Origin of the sequence: Burkholderia oklahomensis C6786 (assembly GCF_000959365.1) — a bacterium.
Taxonomy (GTDB): domain Bacteria; phylum Pseudomonadota; class Gammaproteobacteria; order Burkholderiales; family Burkholderiaceae; genus Burkholderia; species Burkholderia oklahomensis.
Genome location: NZ_CP009556.1, coordinates 856,799 through 873,596 on the forward strand (window position 1 = coordinate 856,799; position 16,798 = coordinate 873,596).

The 16,798-nt window shown below is 69.5% G+C and carries 14 protein-coding genes and 1 tRNA gene; 8 read left to right on the forward strand and 7 right to left on the reverse strand.

Translation table 11 applies throughout. From position 1 onward, the window contains the following. Nucleotides 1–12: 12 nt before the first annotated feature. Complete coding sequence (locus tag BG90_RS21760) at nucleotides 13–1,428, reverse strand: spinster family MFS transporter (protein ID WP_010112451.1); 1,416 nt, start codon at nucleotides 1,426–1,428, stop codon at nucleotides 13–15. A 362-nt stretch (nucleotides 1,429–1,790) separates the two neighbouring features. Here BG90_RS21760 and BG90_RS21765 point away from each other — a divergent pair, with 362 nt between their 5' ends. Continuing rightward, a complete protein-coding gene (locus BG90_RS21765; RefSeq protein ID WP_010122880.1) occupies nucleotides 1,791–2,888 on the forward strand; it encodes a porin in 1,098 nt (365 codons plus the stop codon). Here the strand turns inward: BG90_RS21765 and BG90_RS21770 are convergent. After that, complete coding sequence (locus BG90_RS21770) at nucleotides 2,885–3,940, reverse strand: LysR family transcriptional regulator (protein WP_010122882.1); 1,056 nt, start codon at nucleotides 3,938–3,940, stop codon at nucleotides 2,885–2,887. The two genes, BG90_RS21765 and BG90_RS21770, sit on opposite strands and share 4 nt — an antisense overlap. After that, nucleotides 3,937–5,004, reverse strand: coding sequence for an AraC family transcriptional regulator (locus BG90_RS21775; protein ID WP_010122883.1), 1,068 nt, complete (start codon nucleotides 5,002–5,004; stop codon nucleotides 3,937–3,939). Before BG90_RS21775 ends, BG90_RS21770 begins: the two co-directional genes overlap by 4 nt. Before the next feature lie 185 nt (nucleotides 5,005–5,189). On the opposite strand from BG90_RS21775, the gene BG90_RS21780 reads away from it, so the two are divergent. Further along, nucleotides 5,190–6,296: an NAD/NADP-dependent octopine/nopaline dehydrogenase family protein gene (locus tag BG90_RS21780; protein WP_025990612.1), complete on the forward strand. Its 1,107-nt coding sequence runs from the start codon at nucleotides 5,190–5,192 to the stop codon at nucleotides 6,294–6,296. After that, the gene (locus tag BG90_RS21785; RefSeq protein WP_038802209.1) at nucleotides 6,293–7,300 is read left to right on the forward strand and encodes a 3-hydroxybutyryl-CoA dehydrogenase; all 1,008 of its coding nucleotides are present in this window, start codon (nucleotides 6,293–6,295) and stop codon (nucleotides 7,298–7,300) included. Before BG90_RS21780 ends, BG90_RS21785 begins: the two co-directional genes overlap by 4 nt. On the opposite strand, the gene BG90_RS38080 is transcribed toward BG90_RS21785, so the two are convergent. Together BG90_RS38080 and BG90_RS21795 are read right to left on the reverse strand one after the other, a co-directional pair. Beyond that, nucleotides 7,204–7,503 (reverse strand): pentapeptide repeat-containing protein, encoded by a 300-nt coding sequence (locus BG90_RS38080; protein ID WP_414629726.1) that lies wholly within the window; start codon nucleotides 7,501–7,503, stop codon nucleotides 7,204–7,206. The two genes, BG90_RS21785 and BG90_RS38080, sit on opposite strands and share 97 nt — an antisense overlap. A gap of 39 nt (nucleotides 7,504–7,542) precedes the next feature. Continuing rightward, the gene (locus BG90_RS21795; protein WP_010122888.1) at nucleotides 7,543–8,892 is read right to left on the reverse strand and encodes an MFS transporter; all 1,350 of its coding nucleotides are present in this window, start codon (nucleotides 8,890–8,892) and stop codon (nucleotides 7,543–7,545) included. Nucleotides 8,893–9,168: 276 nt separating this feature from the next. Here BG90_RS21795 and BG90_RS21800 point away from each other — a divergent pair. Continuing rightward, a tRNA-Val gene (locus BG90_RS21800) sits at nucleotides 9,169–9,245 on the forward strand. A 535-nt stretch (nucleotides 9,246–9,780) separates the two neighbouring features. On the opposite strand, the gene wecB is transcribed toward BG90_RS21800, so the two are convergent. Together wecB and BG90_RS37445 are read right to left on the reverse strand one after the other, a co-directional pair. Continuing rightward, entirely contained in the window at nucleotides 9,781–10,995 is a 1,215-nt protein-coding gene (gene wecB, locus BG90_RS21805; protein WP_010122890.1) for a non-hydrolyzing UDP-N-acetylglucosamine 2-epimerase, read from the reverse strand. A gap of 334 nt (nucleotides 10,996–11,329) precedes the next feature. After that, the gene (locus tag BG90_RS37445; RefSeq protein ID WP_232289025.1) at nucleotides 11,330–12,403 is read right to left on the reverse strand and encodes a hypothetical protein; all 1,074 of its coding nucleotides are present in this window, start codon (nucleotides 12,401–12,403) and stop codon (nucleotides 11,330–11,332) included. On the opposite strand from BG90_RS37445, the gene BG90_RS21810 reads away from it, so the two are divergent. From BG90_RS21810 to BG90_RS21825, 4 genes are read left to right on the forward strand one after another with little or no spacing between them, the layout of a single operon-like run. After that, nucleotides 12,342–13,829 (forward strand): glycosyltransferase family 2 protein, encoded by a 1,488-nt coding sequence (locus BG90_RS21810; protein ID WP_232355308.1) that lies wholly within the window; start codon nucleotides 12,342–12,344, stop codon nucleotides 13,827–13,829. The two genes, BG90_RS37445 and BG90_RS21810, sit on opposite strands and share 62 nt — an antisense overlap. A gap of 3 nt (nucleotides 13,830–13,832) precedes the next feature. Continuing rightward, nucleotides 13,833–14,825, forward strand: coding sequence for a polymer-forming cytoskeletal protein (locus tag BG90_RS21815; RefSeq protein ID WP_010122894.1), 993 nt, complete (start codon nucleotides 13,833–13,835; stop codon nucleotides 14,823–14,825). Nucleotides 14,826–14,838: 13 nt separating this feature from the next. Next, a complete protein-coding gene (locus BG90_RS21820; protein ID WP_045568389.1) occupies nucleotides 14,839–15,969 on the forward strand; it encodes a YaiO family outer membrane beta-barrel protein in 1,131 nt (376 codons plus the stop codon). 12 nt (nucleotides 15,970–15,981) lie between these two features. Continuing rightward, complete coding sequence (locus BG90_RS21825; protein ID WP_010120599.1) at nucleotides 15,982–16,788, forward strand: hypothetical protein; 807 nt, start codon at nucleotides 15,982–15,984, stop codon at nucleotides 16,786–16,788. Nucleotides 16,789–16,798: the final 10 nt, after the last annotated feature.

The following is a 16,798-nucleotide window of genomic DNA, read 5'->3' on the forward strand; positions in this document are numbered from 1 at the left end:
GGATGTTGCGCATCAACCCGCCGGCGAACCCGGCGTCGTCGTCATCGCCGCGGCTTCGCTCGGCGCCTCGCGCATCGCCGCGAGCCGCGTCGCGCGCTCGCGTTCGAGACTCGCGCGATACCGCCGGCAGCCGATCCCGAGCAGGCCCGCCGCGAGCGTCGCGGCCGCGAGATTGACGATCGCCATCGAATCGCCGACCGCGAGCGGCGTGCGATACACCTTGTCGGTGATCAGCGCGACGATCGTCGTGCCGATCCCGAGCGCGATCAGATTCGACACGAGCAGGAACAGCGCGGAGATCTGCGCGCGCAGCTGGTTCGGCGCGAGCGTCTGCATCGCGGCGGTCGACGTCGGCATCGGAAACGACGCGAAGAACATCGCGACGACGAGCAGCGCGAGCGACGTGCCGAGATGGTCGACCTGCGTGAACGCGGCGGCGGGCGCGAGCATGCACAGCGCGCCGATGCAGCCCGCCCGCATCGGCGCATCGGCATAGCCGCGCCGCAGCAGCCAGTCGTTGAGCCAGCCGCCGCAGAACACGCCCGTCGTGTTCGCGACGAGCAGCACCGTGCCGAGCGTGTAGCCCGCCTCGACCGGCGTGAGGCCGAAATGGCGGATGTAGAACGCGGGCGTCCAGCTCAACAGGCAGTAGAGCGCCATCGCATAGAACGAAAACCCGGCGTAATGGCAGAAGAAGGTCGCGCGGTGCTTGCCGACGAAGCGCAGCGCATCCGCAGTCGACAGCCGCATCACGACGCCCGAGCGATCGTGCGCGAGCTCCTTGCGCTGAGGGTCGCGCACGGTGAGCGCGAACAGGAGCGCGACGGCGAGCCCGGGCAGGCCGACGATCAGGAACGTGACCTGCCACGCGTGCACGTCGCCGACGAGCGGCAGCGTGAACGCCGACGCATGCTTGAGGAGCGCGATCACATAACCGCCGACGAGAAACGCGACGCCGCCGCCGATGAACGAACCGAGCGAGTAGACGGCCACCGCGCGGCCGAGTTTCTCTTTCGGAAAATAGTCGGCGAGCATCGAGTATGTGCCGGGCGACAGCGCCGCTTCGCCGACACCGACGCCCATCCGCGCGACGAACATGTGCAGGAAGTGCCGGCTGAGGCCGCACGTGGCGGTCGCGAGGCTCCACAGCGCGATGCCGGCCGCGATGATGCGCGGCCGCGCGTAGCGATCCGCGAGGTAGGCGATCGGCATCCCCATGAACGCGTAGAACAGCGAAAACGCGAAGCCGTTCAGCAGGCTGAACTGCGTGTCGGTGAGCTGCAGGTCGCGCTTGATCGGTTCGATCATCAGCACGAGCACCTGGCGGTCGACGAACGAGAACACGTACGCGAGCATGCAGATCACGACGACGTACCACTCGTACGTATAGCGTCGTGCGATCGAAGGGGCGGCGGGGGGAGCGGTCATGCGGTTTCTCCGGAGACGAATGGACGGAATCCCGCGCTGTGTGCCGCGCGATCGGAGGGCAGCGTAGTCAACCAAATTCCGCGCACCTAGCCGGAGTGACAGCCGCACGACACGGACATTTACCGATCCGCCTAAAGAAATTCCCAGGCCCCGCCCCGCCGGCCGCGCGCCCACGCCCCGCGCGGCGGGCCGGGCGCCGCGTCATGAGCCGCATCTATAAAGCTTATAAAGCCCGTTCGATCGACGCCGGATATTGGCCTTCCTAGACTCGCCCCCGGCTTGGCATTCCTCGTTCGCGCGCACTCGCGGCGAACGCTCGGCGCGCGGCGCGCGCCTCGGACAATCTCTACGGGACGGCACGAATGAACAACTGGAAATGGCTTGCGTCGTTGTTGAGCGCGGCCGCGGCGATGCCCGCGTTCGCGCAATCGAGCGTGGTGCTGTACGGTCGCATCGATACCGCGATCGAATTCGCGAACATGGGGCCGCGACACGTGACGCGCATGGGCAGCGGCAATCTGTTCGCGTCGCAATGGGGCCTCAAGGGCGTCGAGGATCTCGGCGGCGGCTACTCGGCGATCTTCAAGCTCGAGAACGGCTTCAACTCGGCGAACGGTACGCTCGGCAACGGCGGCGCGCTGTTCGGCCGCGAAGCGTGGGTCGGCGTCATCGGTCCGTTCGGCGGGCTGCAGGCGGGCGAGCTCTACACGATCGTGCACACGACGTTCGTCACGTACAGCCTGCCCGGATACGCGGCGGGACTCGCGTGGGGCAATGCGTCGAACAATTTCGTCGGGCCGGCGTTCCTGCGCACGCACAACGGACTGCGCTACACGTCGCCGCGCATCGGCGACTTCCTGCTGCGCGCGACCGCGTCGCGCGGGGCGAGCGGCGCGTCGGGCCAACCGTCGTCGCTCGGCGATACGTACGGCGCCGGGATCAATTACGCGCGAGGGCCGCTGTCGATCGACGTCGACTACATGGTGCAGCGCTTCAGTCCGGCGAGCGCGGCGTCGCTGTCCGCGACAAGTCCCGTCGCGGCAGGCAACTACGCGCTCGGCGCAGTCTCGTACGACTTCGCGTTCATGAAGCTCGCGTTCCTCTACATGCGGCATCGCGGCGGGCCGGACGTGCCCGCCGTCGTCGACGGTGCGAGCGCGTATCCGCACCACGACCTGTATGAGCTCGACGCGACGATCCCGCTCGGCCGCGCGTCGCTGCTCGTCAGCTACGGCCATTACCGGAAGGCCGCCGACAGCGAGGGCAACGCCGATTCGTACGGAGTCCGACTCGACTATCCGTTGTCGAAGCGGACCGTGCTTTATACGGGCGCGGCGATGGTGCGCAACGGCGCGCACGCGACGTTCACCATCAACGGCGCGGCGGGCGGCGGCGTGCCCGTCGCGAAGCCGGGCGCGACCGCGAGCTCGATCGTCGCGGGTGTGATGACGTCGTTCTAATCGCAGTCCGCGTGCGGCGCACACGAGGCGGACGACGCGACGGGCGCGAGCCACGCGTCAAAAGGCTCGCGCGCGCCGATGTCGAACAGCTCGGACAGCAGCGCGCGCAGCCACCGATGGCCGGGGTCGGCGTCGAAGCGACGATGCCAGTACGCGTTGACGGTCCACGCCTGCGCGCCGGCGATCGGATAGATCGCGCACGCATCGCGCGCCGCGAACGTGCGCGCGATCGTGCGCGGCACGATCACCGCATAGTCGCAATCGAGCAGGATCGCGGGAATCACCATGAAGTCGGGCAGCGCGGCGCGTACGCGCGGCATCAGCCCGAGCCGGTCGAGGAGCCGCATCGATTGCGAATGCGACGTGACGGCGACGAGCCGCAGATGCGGCGGCGCATCGGCATCGAGCACGAAATCGTCGCCGAGCGCGAGACGCGCGGCCGCGCGGCGCGACATCAGCAGCACGCAGCGTTCCTGCAGCAGCGCGGTGCGCTGGAAGTGGCTCGACGCGTCGCTATAGTGGCCGAGCGCAAAATCGATCCGGCCCGACTCGAGCGCGACGTTGAGCTGCGGCTCGTCGACGTGCAGCGTCTCGATGACCGCGCCGGGCGCGCGCGCGTCGAGCACCTGCAGGAGCGTCGGCAGGAACGCGCTCGCCGCGAAGTCGCTCATGTGCAGCCGGAATACGCGCTGCGTGGTGTCGGGCAGAAAGCGCGTGCCTTCGTCGAGCACGTCCTGCAGGATCGCGAGCGCCTTGTCGACCGACGCGGCGAGACGGCGCGCGCGCGGCGTCGGCTCGACGCCGGTGCCGGTGCGCACGAACAGCGCGTCGCGGAACATCAGGCGCAGCCGGCCGAGCCCGTAGCTGACCGACGGCTGCGTGACGCCGAGCCGCAGCGCCGCGCGGCCGACATGCCGCTCGACGTACACCGCGCGGAATGTCTTCAGCAGATTGAGATCGAGGTCCTGCACGCGCAGCGAATCGGTGGCGTCGGCGGCGGGCGCGGCGGACGGGATCGATTCGAGCGTTGCCGTGGCGATGGGGCGGTTCATGGCTGCCGCCCGCGGGATGCGTGGCGGCCGGGCTCGGCGGCCGCGGGCTTCGACGGGCCGGTTGCCGGGGCGTCGGCTCTGGGCGCGCCACCCGCACCCACACCGGTCTCCGACGGCGGATGCCCGAAGCGCCGCGCATACGCTTTCGCGAAGTGCCCGAAGCTATGCACCCCGTGCTCGATCAGTACGTCCGCGACGGAGCGCCCGGGCGCGCGCAGCAACGCGTCGTGGACCGCCGACAATCGCTGCTCGCGCACATAGGCGGCGGGCGATGTCTGCAGGAACTGCGCGAAGCCGTTCTGCAGCGTGCGCGGCGACACGCCGGCCGCGCGCGCGAGCGCAGCGAGCGGCAACGGCTCGCCGAGGTGCGCATCGGCATGGTCGCGCGCGCGGCGCACGTGCGCGGGCAGCGGGCGGCGAACGCCGCGCGCGAGCGCGTCGCTATACGAATGCGGCAGCAGGGTCAGCAGCATCGTCATCAGCCATTGCGTGAGGTCGGGCCCGAGCATCGATCGCGCGGCGGTCGTATCGGGCTCCGCGCACCATCGGCACAGTTGGCCGAGCATGTCGCGCACGACGCCCGCGCCGCGGTGCGCGGCGTCGACCGACAGCTCGAACAACAGCGGCGCGCGCGGCGTCGCCTGAAGCAGGTTGGCGAGCTTGAGTTCCAGCGCCGCGCGATCGAGCCGCAGCAGCAGACTGCGGCAATCGCGACTCGTTTCGATGCGGCTTGCCCGAGCGGGCGACGAGACGCTCAACCCGCCGCGCGTGACGGCCGTGCGTTCGCGGCCTGCCCGCAGTTCGCAGTGCCCCGCGAGCGTCAGCCGGAACAGGAACTGGGCGGCGTCGCCGTCGATGTCGATGCGCGCTGCATCGCCGTAGCAGAGCTCGAGCAGGCCGCCGCGATCGAGCGCGATGTCGAACAGCTCCGCGCGCGGCAGATCGCGCGCGGCCGCTTCCATCCGATGCGGCCCGAGCAGCCGCGACACTTCGCGCTCGACGTCTTCGCGCGCGCGCAATGCGCGGAGCCGGTTGCCGTTGCTGCGGGGAATCGCGATATCCATGGCGGGCCTCGTGACGAAGGGCGTCAAGCGGGAGACGATGATCGGCGGGACAATTTGCCGTGACAACCGGCGCGACGCCGTGCGCGGCACGTGCTTGCCGGAATCGTATTGCCGTTGCGCGCATCGAAGCGACGGCGTGCGGCGTTGCGCGTAACTTCGACTGCATTGCACATCCGGAGGTGGACATGAAGGTATGCGTACTGGGCGGAGGTCACGGCTGCCATGCAGCGGCAATCGATCTGCTCGAAAAAGGGCACGACGTGACGTGGTGGCGCCGCGACGCGGAGGCGGCCGCGAGGTTGCGCGCACTGGGCGGACTGAACGTGAGGGACTGGCACGGCGAGCGCACGATCGCGCTCGGCGACGCGCGCGACGCGATCCGCGTCGTCGGCGATCTCGCCGATGCGCTGCGCGACGCGCGCCTTATCGTGATCCCGCTGCCCGCGACGACGCACGACGCGCTGTCCGCGGAGATCGCGCCGCTGCTCGCGGACGGCCAGGTCGTCTATCTGCCGCCCGGCACGTTCGGCAGCTGCGTGTTCGCGCAGGCGCTCGCATCGGCGGGCAATCGCAGCCGCGTCGCGTTCGCGGAGACGGGCACGCTCCCTTATCTCGTGCGCAAGCACGGCGAGCGCGACGTCGTGATCAGCGCCTACGCGACGCGGCTGCCGACGGGCGTGCTCCCGGCGAGCGCGGCCGACTGGGCGTTCGACGTGCTGAAGGCCGGCTATCCGTCGATCGAGCCCGTCGAGGACGCGCTGTCGGCCGCGCTGACGAACGCGGGGCCGGTGATTCATCCGCCGCTCATCATGATGAACGCGGGGCCGCTCGAACACTTCGACGCGTGGGACATCCACAACGAAGGCACGCAGCCGTCGATCCGGCGCGTGACGAACGCGCTCGATGCCGAGCGGATCGCGTTGCGCTCGGCGCTCGGCTATCGCGCGCCGCATTTCCCGCTCGCGGATCACTACGCGGCCGACGGCGACGAATGGATGTACGGCCGCGGCGCGCACGGCAAGCTGACGGACAGCGGCGACTGGCGGGAGGCGATCGATCTGAGGACGCATCGTTACATGCTCGAAGACACGCGGCTCGGCTTGTCGTTCATCGTGTCGTGCGGGCGCTGGGCCGGCGTGCCGACGCCTGTCGCGCAGGGCCTGCTGAGCATCGCGAGCGTGGTCGCGGAACGCGACCTGTATCGCGAGGGCCGCACGCTCGAGCGACTCGGGCTCGCGGATGCGACGCGCGATGCGCTTGCCGCGCGGCTGCGCGACGGGTGGTCGGCATGAATGCCGCCGACGTGTCGCGCGTGCACGTGCTGGGCGCCGGACGCATGGGGCAGGGCATCGCGCTTGCTTTCGCGTTCGCCGGCCTGCATGTGACGCTGATCGACTTCAAGGCACGCGACGCGGCGGCGCGGGTGGCGTTCGCCGCCGCCGCGCGCACGGCCATCGGCTGCCAACTGGATGCGTTGACCGCGCTGTGCGGGCTCACGCCGCAGCAGACGGCGCAAGTGCTCGCGCGCATCGACGTCGTCGATCGCGCCGCCGCGAGCGCGGGGCTCTCGACCTGCGATGTGCTGTTCGAAGCGGTGCCGGAAGTGCTCGACGGGAAGTCCGCCGCGCTGGAATGGGCCGACGCGCATCTGCGCGCGGACGCGGTGATCGCATCCACGACGTCGACGTTTCTCGTCACCGACTTGCAGCGATGCGTTGCGCATCCGGCGCGCCTCTTGAACGCGCACTGGCTGAATCCGGCGCATCTGATGCCGCTTGTCGAGATCAGTCGCGGCGACGCGACCGACTCCGCGGCCGTCGCGCTGCTGAGCGCGCTGCTCGAGCGGATCGGCAAGCGGCCGGTCGTCTGCGGGCCGTCGCCAGGCTACATCGTGCCGCGCATCCAGGTGCTCGCGATGAACGAGGCGGCGCGGATGGTCGAAGAGGGCGTCGCGAGCGCGGACGCGATCGATCAGGCGATCCGGACCGGTTTCGGCCTGCGGTTCGCGGTGCTGGGGCTGCTCGAGTTCATCGATTGGGGCGGCTGCGACATTCTCTATTACGCGTCGCATTACCTCGCGCGCGAGATCGGTCCGCGCTTCGAGCCGGCCGACGTCGTGAGCCGCCACATGGAGACCGGGCGCGACGGCATCCGGTCGGGCGCGGGCTTCTACGATTACGCGGCGGTCGACGTGCCCGCTTATGTCCGGCGGCGCTTGAGCGAGTTCGGCGCGCTGCTCGTGCATCTCGGGCTCGCGCCGGTGCTCGACGGCGCGCTCGGTGTGAAGCGCGAGTGACGAGCGCATGAATGACGAGCGCGCGCATGACGAAGGCGCGAGTAGCGAAGGCGCGAGTAACGAAGACGCGAACGACGAAGGTACGAACGACGAAGGCGCAAACGACGAAGGCGCGAACATCGAAGGCGCGAACATCGAAGGCGCGAGCGCCGCACACCCGCGCCTTCTGCGAGCATGCGCGCGCCGCGCGCCCGACCGCGCATCGGCCGGACGCGACATGCTGCGCGCGCGCCGGACGGCCATCATGCGGTTTCCGGCTTCGCGTCGGCCGTGCGTCGCGGCACGTGGCGCGTCTCGCGAACGAAAGCGAGCGTGACGAGCGTGATGCCGCCCATCGCGACGAGCAGCAGCGAGACCGGCCATGCGGCGTGATAGCGGGCGAGTAGCGCGGTCGCGACGACGGGCGACAGCCCGCCCGCGAAGATCGAAGCGACCTCGTGGCCGAGCGCGACGCCCGAATAGCGGACTTCGGTGCTGAACAGCTCGCCGACGAGCGCGGGCAGTGTGCCGATCATCGCGCCGTGGCTGACGGCCGCGCCGAGCGTGAGCGCGAGATAGACGAAGCGCGGCTCGCGCGTGTCGATCAGCCAGAAGAACGGAAACGCGGCCGCGACGAGGCCCGCCGCGCCGATCAGATAGACGGGCTTGCGGCCGATGCGATCGGACAGACGGCCCCAGCCGAGCATCGCGGCCATCTCGACGACCATTGCGCACATCACGCCCGTCAGCATCACCTGATTCGGGATGCCGATGAATTTGCCGTAGACGAGCGAGAACGCGAGGAACACGTATGCGCTGCCGTTTTCGGCGACGCGCAGCCCCATCGCGAGCAGCACTTCCTTCGGATGACGCTTCAGCACCTCGACGACGGGCAGGTGCGGCGGCGCGCGCCGATCGCTCGCGCGTTCGAAGTCCTTCGTCTCGGGCAAGCTGCGGCGCACGTAGAGACCGAACGCGAAGATCGCGACGCTCGCGGCGAACGGCAGGCGCCAGCCCCAGCGCACGAACGCATCGTGCGGCAGCGCCTGCGCGGCGAGAAACGCGGCCGACGACAGCACGAAGCCGGCGCCGACGCCCAGTTGGCTCCACGCCGCGTAATAGCCTCGGCGATCGGCAGGCGCGCTTTCGCTGATCATCAGCACGCCGCCGCCCCATTCGCCGCCTGACGCGACGCCCTGCAGCAGCCGCAGCGCGACGAGCGCGGCAGGCGACCAGAAGCCCGCCTGCGCGTAGGTGGGGAGCAGGCCGATTGCGAACGTCGACGCACCCATCAGCATCAGCGTCCAGACGAGCGACGTCTTGCGGCCGTAGCGATCGCCGACGTGTCCGAACACGACGCCGCCGAACGGCCGTGCGACGAAGCCGAGCGCGAACGCCGCGAATGCGGCGAGCGTCGCGACGAGCGGTGGCGCATCCGGGGGGAAGAACAGCTTGCCGAACACGAGCGCGGCGGCGGTGCCGTAGACGAAGAAGTCGTACCACTCCATCGCGTTGCCTGTCACGGATGCGACGACGATCTTCCTGAAACTCGGGTTCGCGCGCGGCGGCGCACTCGCGGCGCCGCGCGCGCGGGCGTTTTCGATGGACGGCATGAAGACTCCGGTTGGGGCAAAGGCGGTGCCGTCTGAGCGCGACACGCTGCGCGTTCTAGTGTTGATGTGCGCTGCGGGCAGGTCAAATCCACCGAAATTGGGCCGGCCCATAATCGACGTCGATAAAACGAGGGGCTTCGTGGGGCCGGCGGGGCGCGTTGCGGTTGCGTGGCGCACGCGCGCACGGCCGCCGTCGCGACACGCGATCGATCGAAGAATTTTTACAAAAGGGGCTTGTGCGTCCGCGAGAGGCTCTCTATAATTCGCGCCTCACACAGGCTCGTAGCTCAGTTGGTTAGAGCACCACCTTGACATGGTGGGGGTCGTTGGTTCGAATCCAATCGAGCCTACCAACGCACATCGGACGCGGATGAACAGCGCAGCAACGCCCTCGCGGGCGGGCGCTTTCATCCGCGTTCTTCTTCATGCGGCGCTTGTCGCTCGTCCGGCGCAACGGACGGGACGTCGGCGAATTTTCCCTCGTCTTTCGGCGTTTCGTTCGGCATCCATGCGTATGCACGATCACGCGTGGGATCGCGTTTGCGTCGCGTCGAGCCGCCCAATCGCCAAATCACCCAATCACCCAATCACTGAATCGCTGCGTCAAGCGATACGCGGCGCGTCACGACACATCGCACCGCGCCTCGCGCATCCCCCTCTCACGCGTCCCGCATCACCGCTGCCGGCAACACCGCCCCGCCGGACATTGCGTCGTGCGCGGCCCATGCCCGCAGCAGCATCCGCAGCATCCGCCGCCGATCCGTCCGGGCAGCGACGCGATCCGCCGCCGCCCGATCACCGGATGGCAGCCGCGTGCGCACGCGCAGACCTCGCCCGCCCGGGCGCTCGCGCAGACGCCGCGGCCCGCGTGCCGCCAGACGATCACGTTCACGCGGACCTCAGTGCGTGCAGGCCGAGCGCGAGCGCATTGCACGGCGCCTCGATGGCGGCGAGCGGGAAGCGTGTCGTCGCGGTCGCGTACGGCATGTTCAGCAGCGCATGGACGATCCGCTCGCTCGCATGGCCGTCGCCGTACGGATTCGTCGCGCGCGACATCTCGTCGTATGCGTCGTCGTCGTCGAGAAGCCGCGACGCCTCGCCGACGATCCGCTCGGTATTCGTGCCGACGAGCCGCGCGGTGCCCGCCTGGATCGCCTCCGGCCGCTCGGTCGTCTCGCGCGTGACGAGCACGGGCTTGCCGAGCGCGGGCCCTTCTTCCTGGATGCCGCCCGAATCGGTGATGATGAAATGCGCGCGCGACATCAGGAACACGAACGACAGATATTCCTGCGGCGCGATCAGATGAACGTTCGACAGGCCGTCGAGCAGCGAATGCGCGGGTCTCTGCACGTTCGGATTCAGATGCAGCGGATAGATGAAGCGCACGTCCGGATAGCGGAGCGCGAGCGTGCGCAGCGCGCCGCAGAAATGCGCGAACGGCTCGCCGAAGCTCTCGCGCCGATGGCCGGTGATCAGCACGACGCGCTCGTCTCGGCCGAGAAACGGAAACTGCGTGGCGATCTCGCGTGCGAGCGGCGCGTCGGCGTCGAGCATGTGCTTCACGTCGTGCAGCGCATCGATCACCGTATTGCCGGTCAGCACGACGCCTTCCGTCGGCACGCCTTCGCTGAACAGGTTGTGCTGCGCGCGCTCGGTCGGCGCGAAGTGCCAGGACGACACCGCATCCGTCACGCGCCGGTTCAATTCCTCGGGCCACGGCGACCAGATGTCGCCGCTGCGCAGCCCCGCCTCGACGTGGCCGATCGGCAAGTAGCGGTAGAAAGCGGCGAGGCTCACCGCGAGCGTCGTCGTCGTATCGCCGTGCACGAGCACGATATCCGGATCGAAATCATCGAACACGGTGCCGATCGTCTGAAGGATGCCCGTCGTCACGTCGGTCAGCGTCTGGCTCTGCCGCATCAGGTTCAGGTCGTACGCGGGCGCGATGTCGAACAGCTGGAGCACCTGGTCGAGCATCTGACGGTGCTGCGCGGTCACGCACACTTTCGCGTCGACGTCGGCTCGCGCCTGCAGCGCACGCACGAGCGGCGCCATCTTGATGGCCTCAGGACGAGTGCCGAACGCAAGCAAGATTTTCTTCATCTTGGTCCCCGATTCGCGGTTGTTCCAGTCGATCCGGCGCGCGGCGAAGCGGCCGCGTGCCGCAAAGCTTGAGTACGAGCGAGCGGCGCGCGCGGACCGTGTCGTGCCGTCAGGCTCGAGCCGGCGGTCCGCCGCGCGACGCGACGGTGTTTCGACGTCCGCGCACAGCGTGTCCGCAACGATTCGTCATGCGAATCGCGTCGCGGCCGGCTGGCTGGTCCGTGGCGATTGGGCGGTCACGTCATGAATCGCTCCTCGTGATGTCAGGGATCGGCGTCGAGCGCCGCGCACGTCTGCGACGTCTGCGCGCGCCGCATGCGACGCGCTGCGTCGCTCACCATTCAGCAATATTCAAACCAGCGTCGTCGCAGCCATGCCGGGCGGCGCGATGCGTCGTTCCGACGCGCCGGAACGTCTCGCCGCTGTTACGGCGTCCGGTCGCGTTGCGCAGCGCGGCGCGCGCGCGTTGTGCGCCGCGTCGAAGCGGCGTGTACGTGCGGCTGCGGTGCGCTGTGCGCGCATGGGTGGCGGCGTCCGTCGAAAACCTATGAGCCGCTTGGATCCGGCGCTCGCGCACGAGCGTCGAGCGTGGCGGCGGCGCGCTTGTCGCGCGGCGTATTTCGTCAGGGATTTCCCGGCCATGGCCGGCCGAAAGCGGGCCGTCGCCGCCGTCGTCGCGAAATGTTGCGATTCTGAAACGCTGCCGTGCGGCGGCTCGCGCGGATGCGGGAGACGCGCGCCGGGCGCGCATAGGCGCCAATCGATTGCGGTGGCGGCGAAGCCCGCGCGCACGGCGAAGTCGATTCGCGCACGAGCATTGCCATGGCGGCGCGCGGACGCTTGCGAGCGCACGCACGCGACCTTTGCCGAGCGATGCGCGAGGCGGTGCCGGCCGGCGGCTGCCCCGACGTTGATTCGTCGGTGAATCAAAACGCTGCGCCCGAGCCGGCGCGCGGCCCCCGACTTCGCCGCGAAACCATTGCTGTGCGGTCGTTCCCGCGCGATGGCTCGTCCTTTGCTTTGAACCACCACAGACCCGTTCCGACGCGAATCGACAACAGCACACCAAAGGAACGGCCGATGTGACGAAACCGGAAACCGGAAATCCGGCGTCGCGGCGCATGTTCCGCGATGCGACGCGGCGCGACGGGCGCCGGCGCGCGACACGCGCGCGGCACTCGGCGCCGGTTTCCTTTTGCAAGTCCGTGAGGGGGGCGAGCGCGAGCCGCTGCCGACGCGGGCACGGGGACACGAGCATGAAGAACAGGCGGGCGATATCGTTGTGCGTGGAATGCGTGCTGCTGCTGATCGTGTTCGCGTGCTCGTTGACCGTGCGCGATACCGCCATGCGGCCGGCGTCCGCATCGCTCGCGTCGGTTCCGCTCATGCGCGCGGCAGAGGCAGCCATGCATGTCCGCGCGTTCGCCGAGCCGAGCCGGCCGAACGCGGAGGCGGTCGCGTTTTCGCCCGCCGAGCCCGCGTCGTTCGACGCTGCGCGACCGCCGTTCGCGGCCGTCCGGCCGCCTGCCGCCGGCGCGCGGTCCGAGTCCGGCAGCGGCATCGCCGTCGCGTTGTGCACGGCCTATCTGTGGGTGTTCGCGCTGCTGACCTGCCTCTACGCGGCGCGCCACTACGTGTTCAGTCTCGATCGCCTGTTCAAGCCGCAGCAGGCGCCGTACTGCGCGATCACGCACGCGGACTGGCCGGAGATCACCGTGTTCGTCGCCGCGCACAACGAGGAGGCGGTCGTCGTCGATTGCCTGATGGCGCTGCTCGCGACGACCTACCCGCGCGACCGGCTGACGATCGTCCCGGTCAACGACCGCTCGACCGACGGCACGCGCGCGCTGATCGACGCAGTGCAGCCGCTCGCGCCCGAGCTCATCAAGCCGTTTCACCGCGAGAGCGGCAAGCCGGGCAAGGCGGCGGCGCTGAAGGACGCGCTGCGCGAGATCCGCGGCGACATCATGGTCGTGTTCGACGCCGACTATCTGCCGCGCCCGGGCCTGCTCAAGGAACTGGTCGCGCCGTTCTTCGATCCGGAAGTGGGCGCGGTGATGGGCCGCGTCGTGCCGCAGAACGCCGATCGCAATCTGCTGGCGCGCCTCCTCGATCTGGAGCGCGCAGGCGGCTACCAGGTCAATCAACAGGCGCGCAACAACCTCGGCCTCGTGCCGCAGTACGGCGGCACGGTCGGCGGGATCCGCAAGAGCGCGCTCGACGCGGTCGGCGGCTGGCGTGACGACACGCTCGCCGAAGACACCGACATGACGTACCGGCTGCTGCTGAGCGATTGGCGCACCGTCTACCTGAACCATGCGGAGTGCTACGAGGAAGTGCCGGAGCGCTGGCCCGTGCGCGCGCGTCAGCTCACCCGCTGGGCGAAGGGCCACAACCAGACGCTGTTCCGCTACCTGATTCCGCTGTTGCGCAGCACGGTGATGTCACGACGCTGCCGCCTCGACGGCGCGCTGCTGCTCGGCGTGTTCGTGATGCCCGCGCTGCTCGCGCTCGCGTGGGGCGTCGCGCTCGCGCTCTATCTGATGAACGGCATCGATTCGCTCACGCTCGGCCTGCTCATGTCCGTGTTCGCGCTCTTCGCCTTCAGCACGTTCGGCAACTTCGGCGTGTTCTTCGAGATCGTCGTCGCGGCGCGCCTCGATGGCCGCGCGACGCGATTGCGGCTCGTGCCGGTGAACGTCGTCGGATTCTGCGTGACGATCGCGGCGGTCGTCGCCGCGCTGTGGGGGCTCGCGCTCGACGCGCTGCTGCGTCGCGAGCTGCGTTGGGACAAGACCGAGCGCTTTCGCCGGCCGCTGAAACCGGGACGATGAGCGATGACGACCTTCAACGTGATGATGCCGGTGGCGGGGATGCTCGGCCTGCCGTTCCTGCCGCTCCTGAACGAACTGGTGAAGCGCAGCGACGTCGACGCGCTGCCGATCGGCGACGGCCCGTGCGTCGACTATCCGCACCGCGCCGCGCAGTGGCTCGACGCGCTGCGCGCGAACGCGCGCGGCGAGCCGCCCGCGCAGGGCGACGCGCCGCCGCCGTGGCAGGCGCTCGGCTTGCGCGTCGAGCATGTCGATGCGCTTAGCCTCGTGCGAGGCGACCGGCGCGACGGCGTGCTGTACGCGGACCGGACGATCGCGCTCGGCGCGGGCTCGCACGCCGCGTACGCGTTCGCCGAGGAGCGCATCGAGATTCGCGCGGGCGCGACGCTCGGCGGGTTCGCTTACGCGCCGAACGTCGACATCGACAACACGCTCGTGCGCGGCGCGGTGGTCGGGCAGACGGTGCGCCTGCATGGTTGCGGGGGCTTCGCGAATCTGCACGGCACGCCGATCGTGTTCGGCCGCACCGCGCGCGCGTTCGGCCGCGACGGCGCGCTGACGCCGCATCGCGCGATGTCCATCACGAGCCACCTGTCCGGCGTGCCGCACCGCGTCCTGCACGGCCGCTATCTGGTGCAGCGCGACGTCCGCCTGCCGCCGCACACGATCCTGCACGGCACGCTGATCGTCGACGGCCGGCTGACGCTCGGCGAGGGTTGCGTGCTGCTCGGCAGCGTGAAGGCGCACAGCGTCGAGCTCGAGTGCGATGCGTTGCTGCACGGCGCGGTGTTCGCGCGCCACGACGTGCTGCTCGACGAAGCGAGCTGCATCGACGGCGTCGTGTCGGCGGGCGGCCTGCTGCGGCTGACGGGCGCGCGCATCGGCGCGGCCGATCATCCGGTCAGCGCGTGCGCGCGCGATGTGTCGGTCGTCGGCCATGCATGCGTACACGGCGATCTCGTCGCGTGGCGCAGCGGCTGGTATCACGCGTCATAAAAAGGAGATCGACATGCATGCGCTTCGTTGCCGCCGCAGTCCGCCCGTTCCACTCGCCGTGCTCGCGCTCGCCTGCGCCTGCGCGTTCGGCGCAGCGCCTGCGCGCGCGGCCTCGACCGATGCATCGGCCGCGGCTTCCGCCGAACGCTCCGCGCCGCCGGCCGCCGCGTCGGGCGAATCGCCCGCGCCGGCCGTGATCGCCGCGGCGGCCGCACCACAGCCCGTGACGCAGCCCGCACCGCAGCCCGTGGCGCCGCTTGCGCCGCCGCCCGCTGCGCCGCTCGTCATCGTGCCGCGTCAGTTCGACGAGACGGCGCTCGTGAAGGTCGACTCGGAAGGAATGCCCGACGGCTGGCCGCTCGCCGAGGTCACGCCGAGCCAGGAGAACCAGCCGACGCTGCCGGAGGCGATCGTCACGCACGTCCAGGCGCCGCAGGAGCGGCATACGGAGCTGTCGCTCGCGTACTCGACCGCGCATCTGACGCACGGCTACGGCAACTGGTACGGCGTGCATCTGCGCGGCCTCTATCAGGCGGGCGGCCGCACGGTCATCGGCGAGCTCTCGCAGCTCCACCGCTTCGGCGAGACCACGCAGCTCGGCGCGATCACGTACGTCCAGGACATGGGGCCCGACTGGTTCGGCGGCATCGGCTTTGCGGGCACGACATCCGGCACGATCCTGCCGAGCGCGCGCGTCGATCTGTCGATCAACCGCAAGCTGCTCTCGAACCGTTCGCTCGTGCTGTCGGCGGGCGCGGGCTACGCATGGAACCGCAACGGTCACCGCGACCAGCTCTATCACCTCGGCGCGATCTGGTACGCGCTGCCGAAGTGGATCTTCGAGGCGGGCTGGAACTACACGGTCGACTCGCCGGGCTCGGTGAAGGCGCCCGCGTATTACGGCGCGGTCACGTACGGCGAGGTCGGCAAGAGCGTGATCGTACTGCGCGGCGGTTTCGGCCGCGAGGCGTATCAGGCGATCGGCAACAACGCGCAGATCACCGATTTCCGCAGCCACGAGATGTCGCTGAAGTGGCGCTACTGGATCACGCGCAAGTGGGGCACGCAGGTCGAGTTCGATTACTACCACAACCCGTTCTACTCGCGGATCGGCGGCGAAGTCGGCGTGTTCTATCGGTGGTGACGGGCGGGCCGCATGGATATCGATCCCGTCCCGCCGTCCGCCGATCGCTCGCTGCGCACGCACGCGCATCCGCGGCGCTGGCTCGCGTCGATCGCGCTTCTCACTCCCGCGCTGTACGCGCTGCTGTGGCTCGCGCTGCCGTACGCGTGGCGATACTGGCGTGCGGTCATCGGATGGGGCGCGCGCGAGCTCGATCCGTCGCTGACCGCGGTCGTGCTCGGCTATCCGGCGCGCGCGCCGCGCGTGCCGCTGCTGTCGATCAATCTCGTCGCGCGGATGCCGAGCGGCACGCTGTTGTTCGCGACCGCCGCGTTCTGCACGGCGGGCTTCGCCGCCACGTTCGTTCGTCGGACGAAATGGCTGCCCGTTGCATACCTGCTCCGGATCGCCGCGTTCTCGCAATTGATGATTTGCCTGTATTTCCGGGCGATGTACGGACCGGCCGTGTCCGGCTCCGCGGCGTCCGGCGCGGCGATGCCGGGCACGTTCCCGTACGACGCGTCGCTTCATTTGCGAGACGTGTTCGTGATGAACGCCGCGGCGATCGCGCTGATTCCGCTGCTGATGGCGGCGCTCTACTATCCGCTCGATTTCTCGCTCGCGCAGAAGGCGTTCGCGTCGTTGCTCGTGCTCGGCTATTTCGTGCTGGCGCTGCCGTTCGTGCTGCTGCTGCACGCGGTCGTGATCTATCACGGCTCGCTCTTGTTCGTGCCGTTCTGCTATTTCGTGCTCGGCGCGCCGCTCCTGATCGGGCTGCTCGTCACGCTCTACAGCTATTGCGCGAGCTGGCGCGGCGCGTTGACGCGCGAGCCGCCGTGAGCGGCCTATA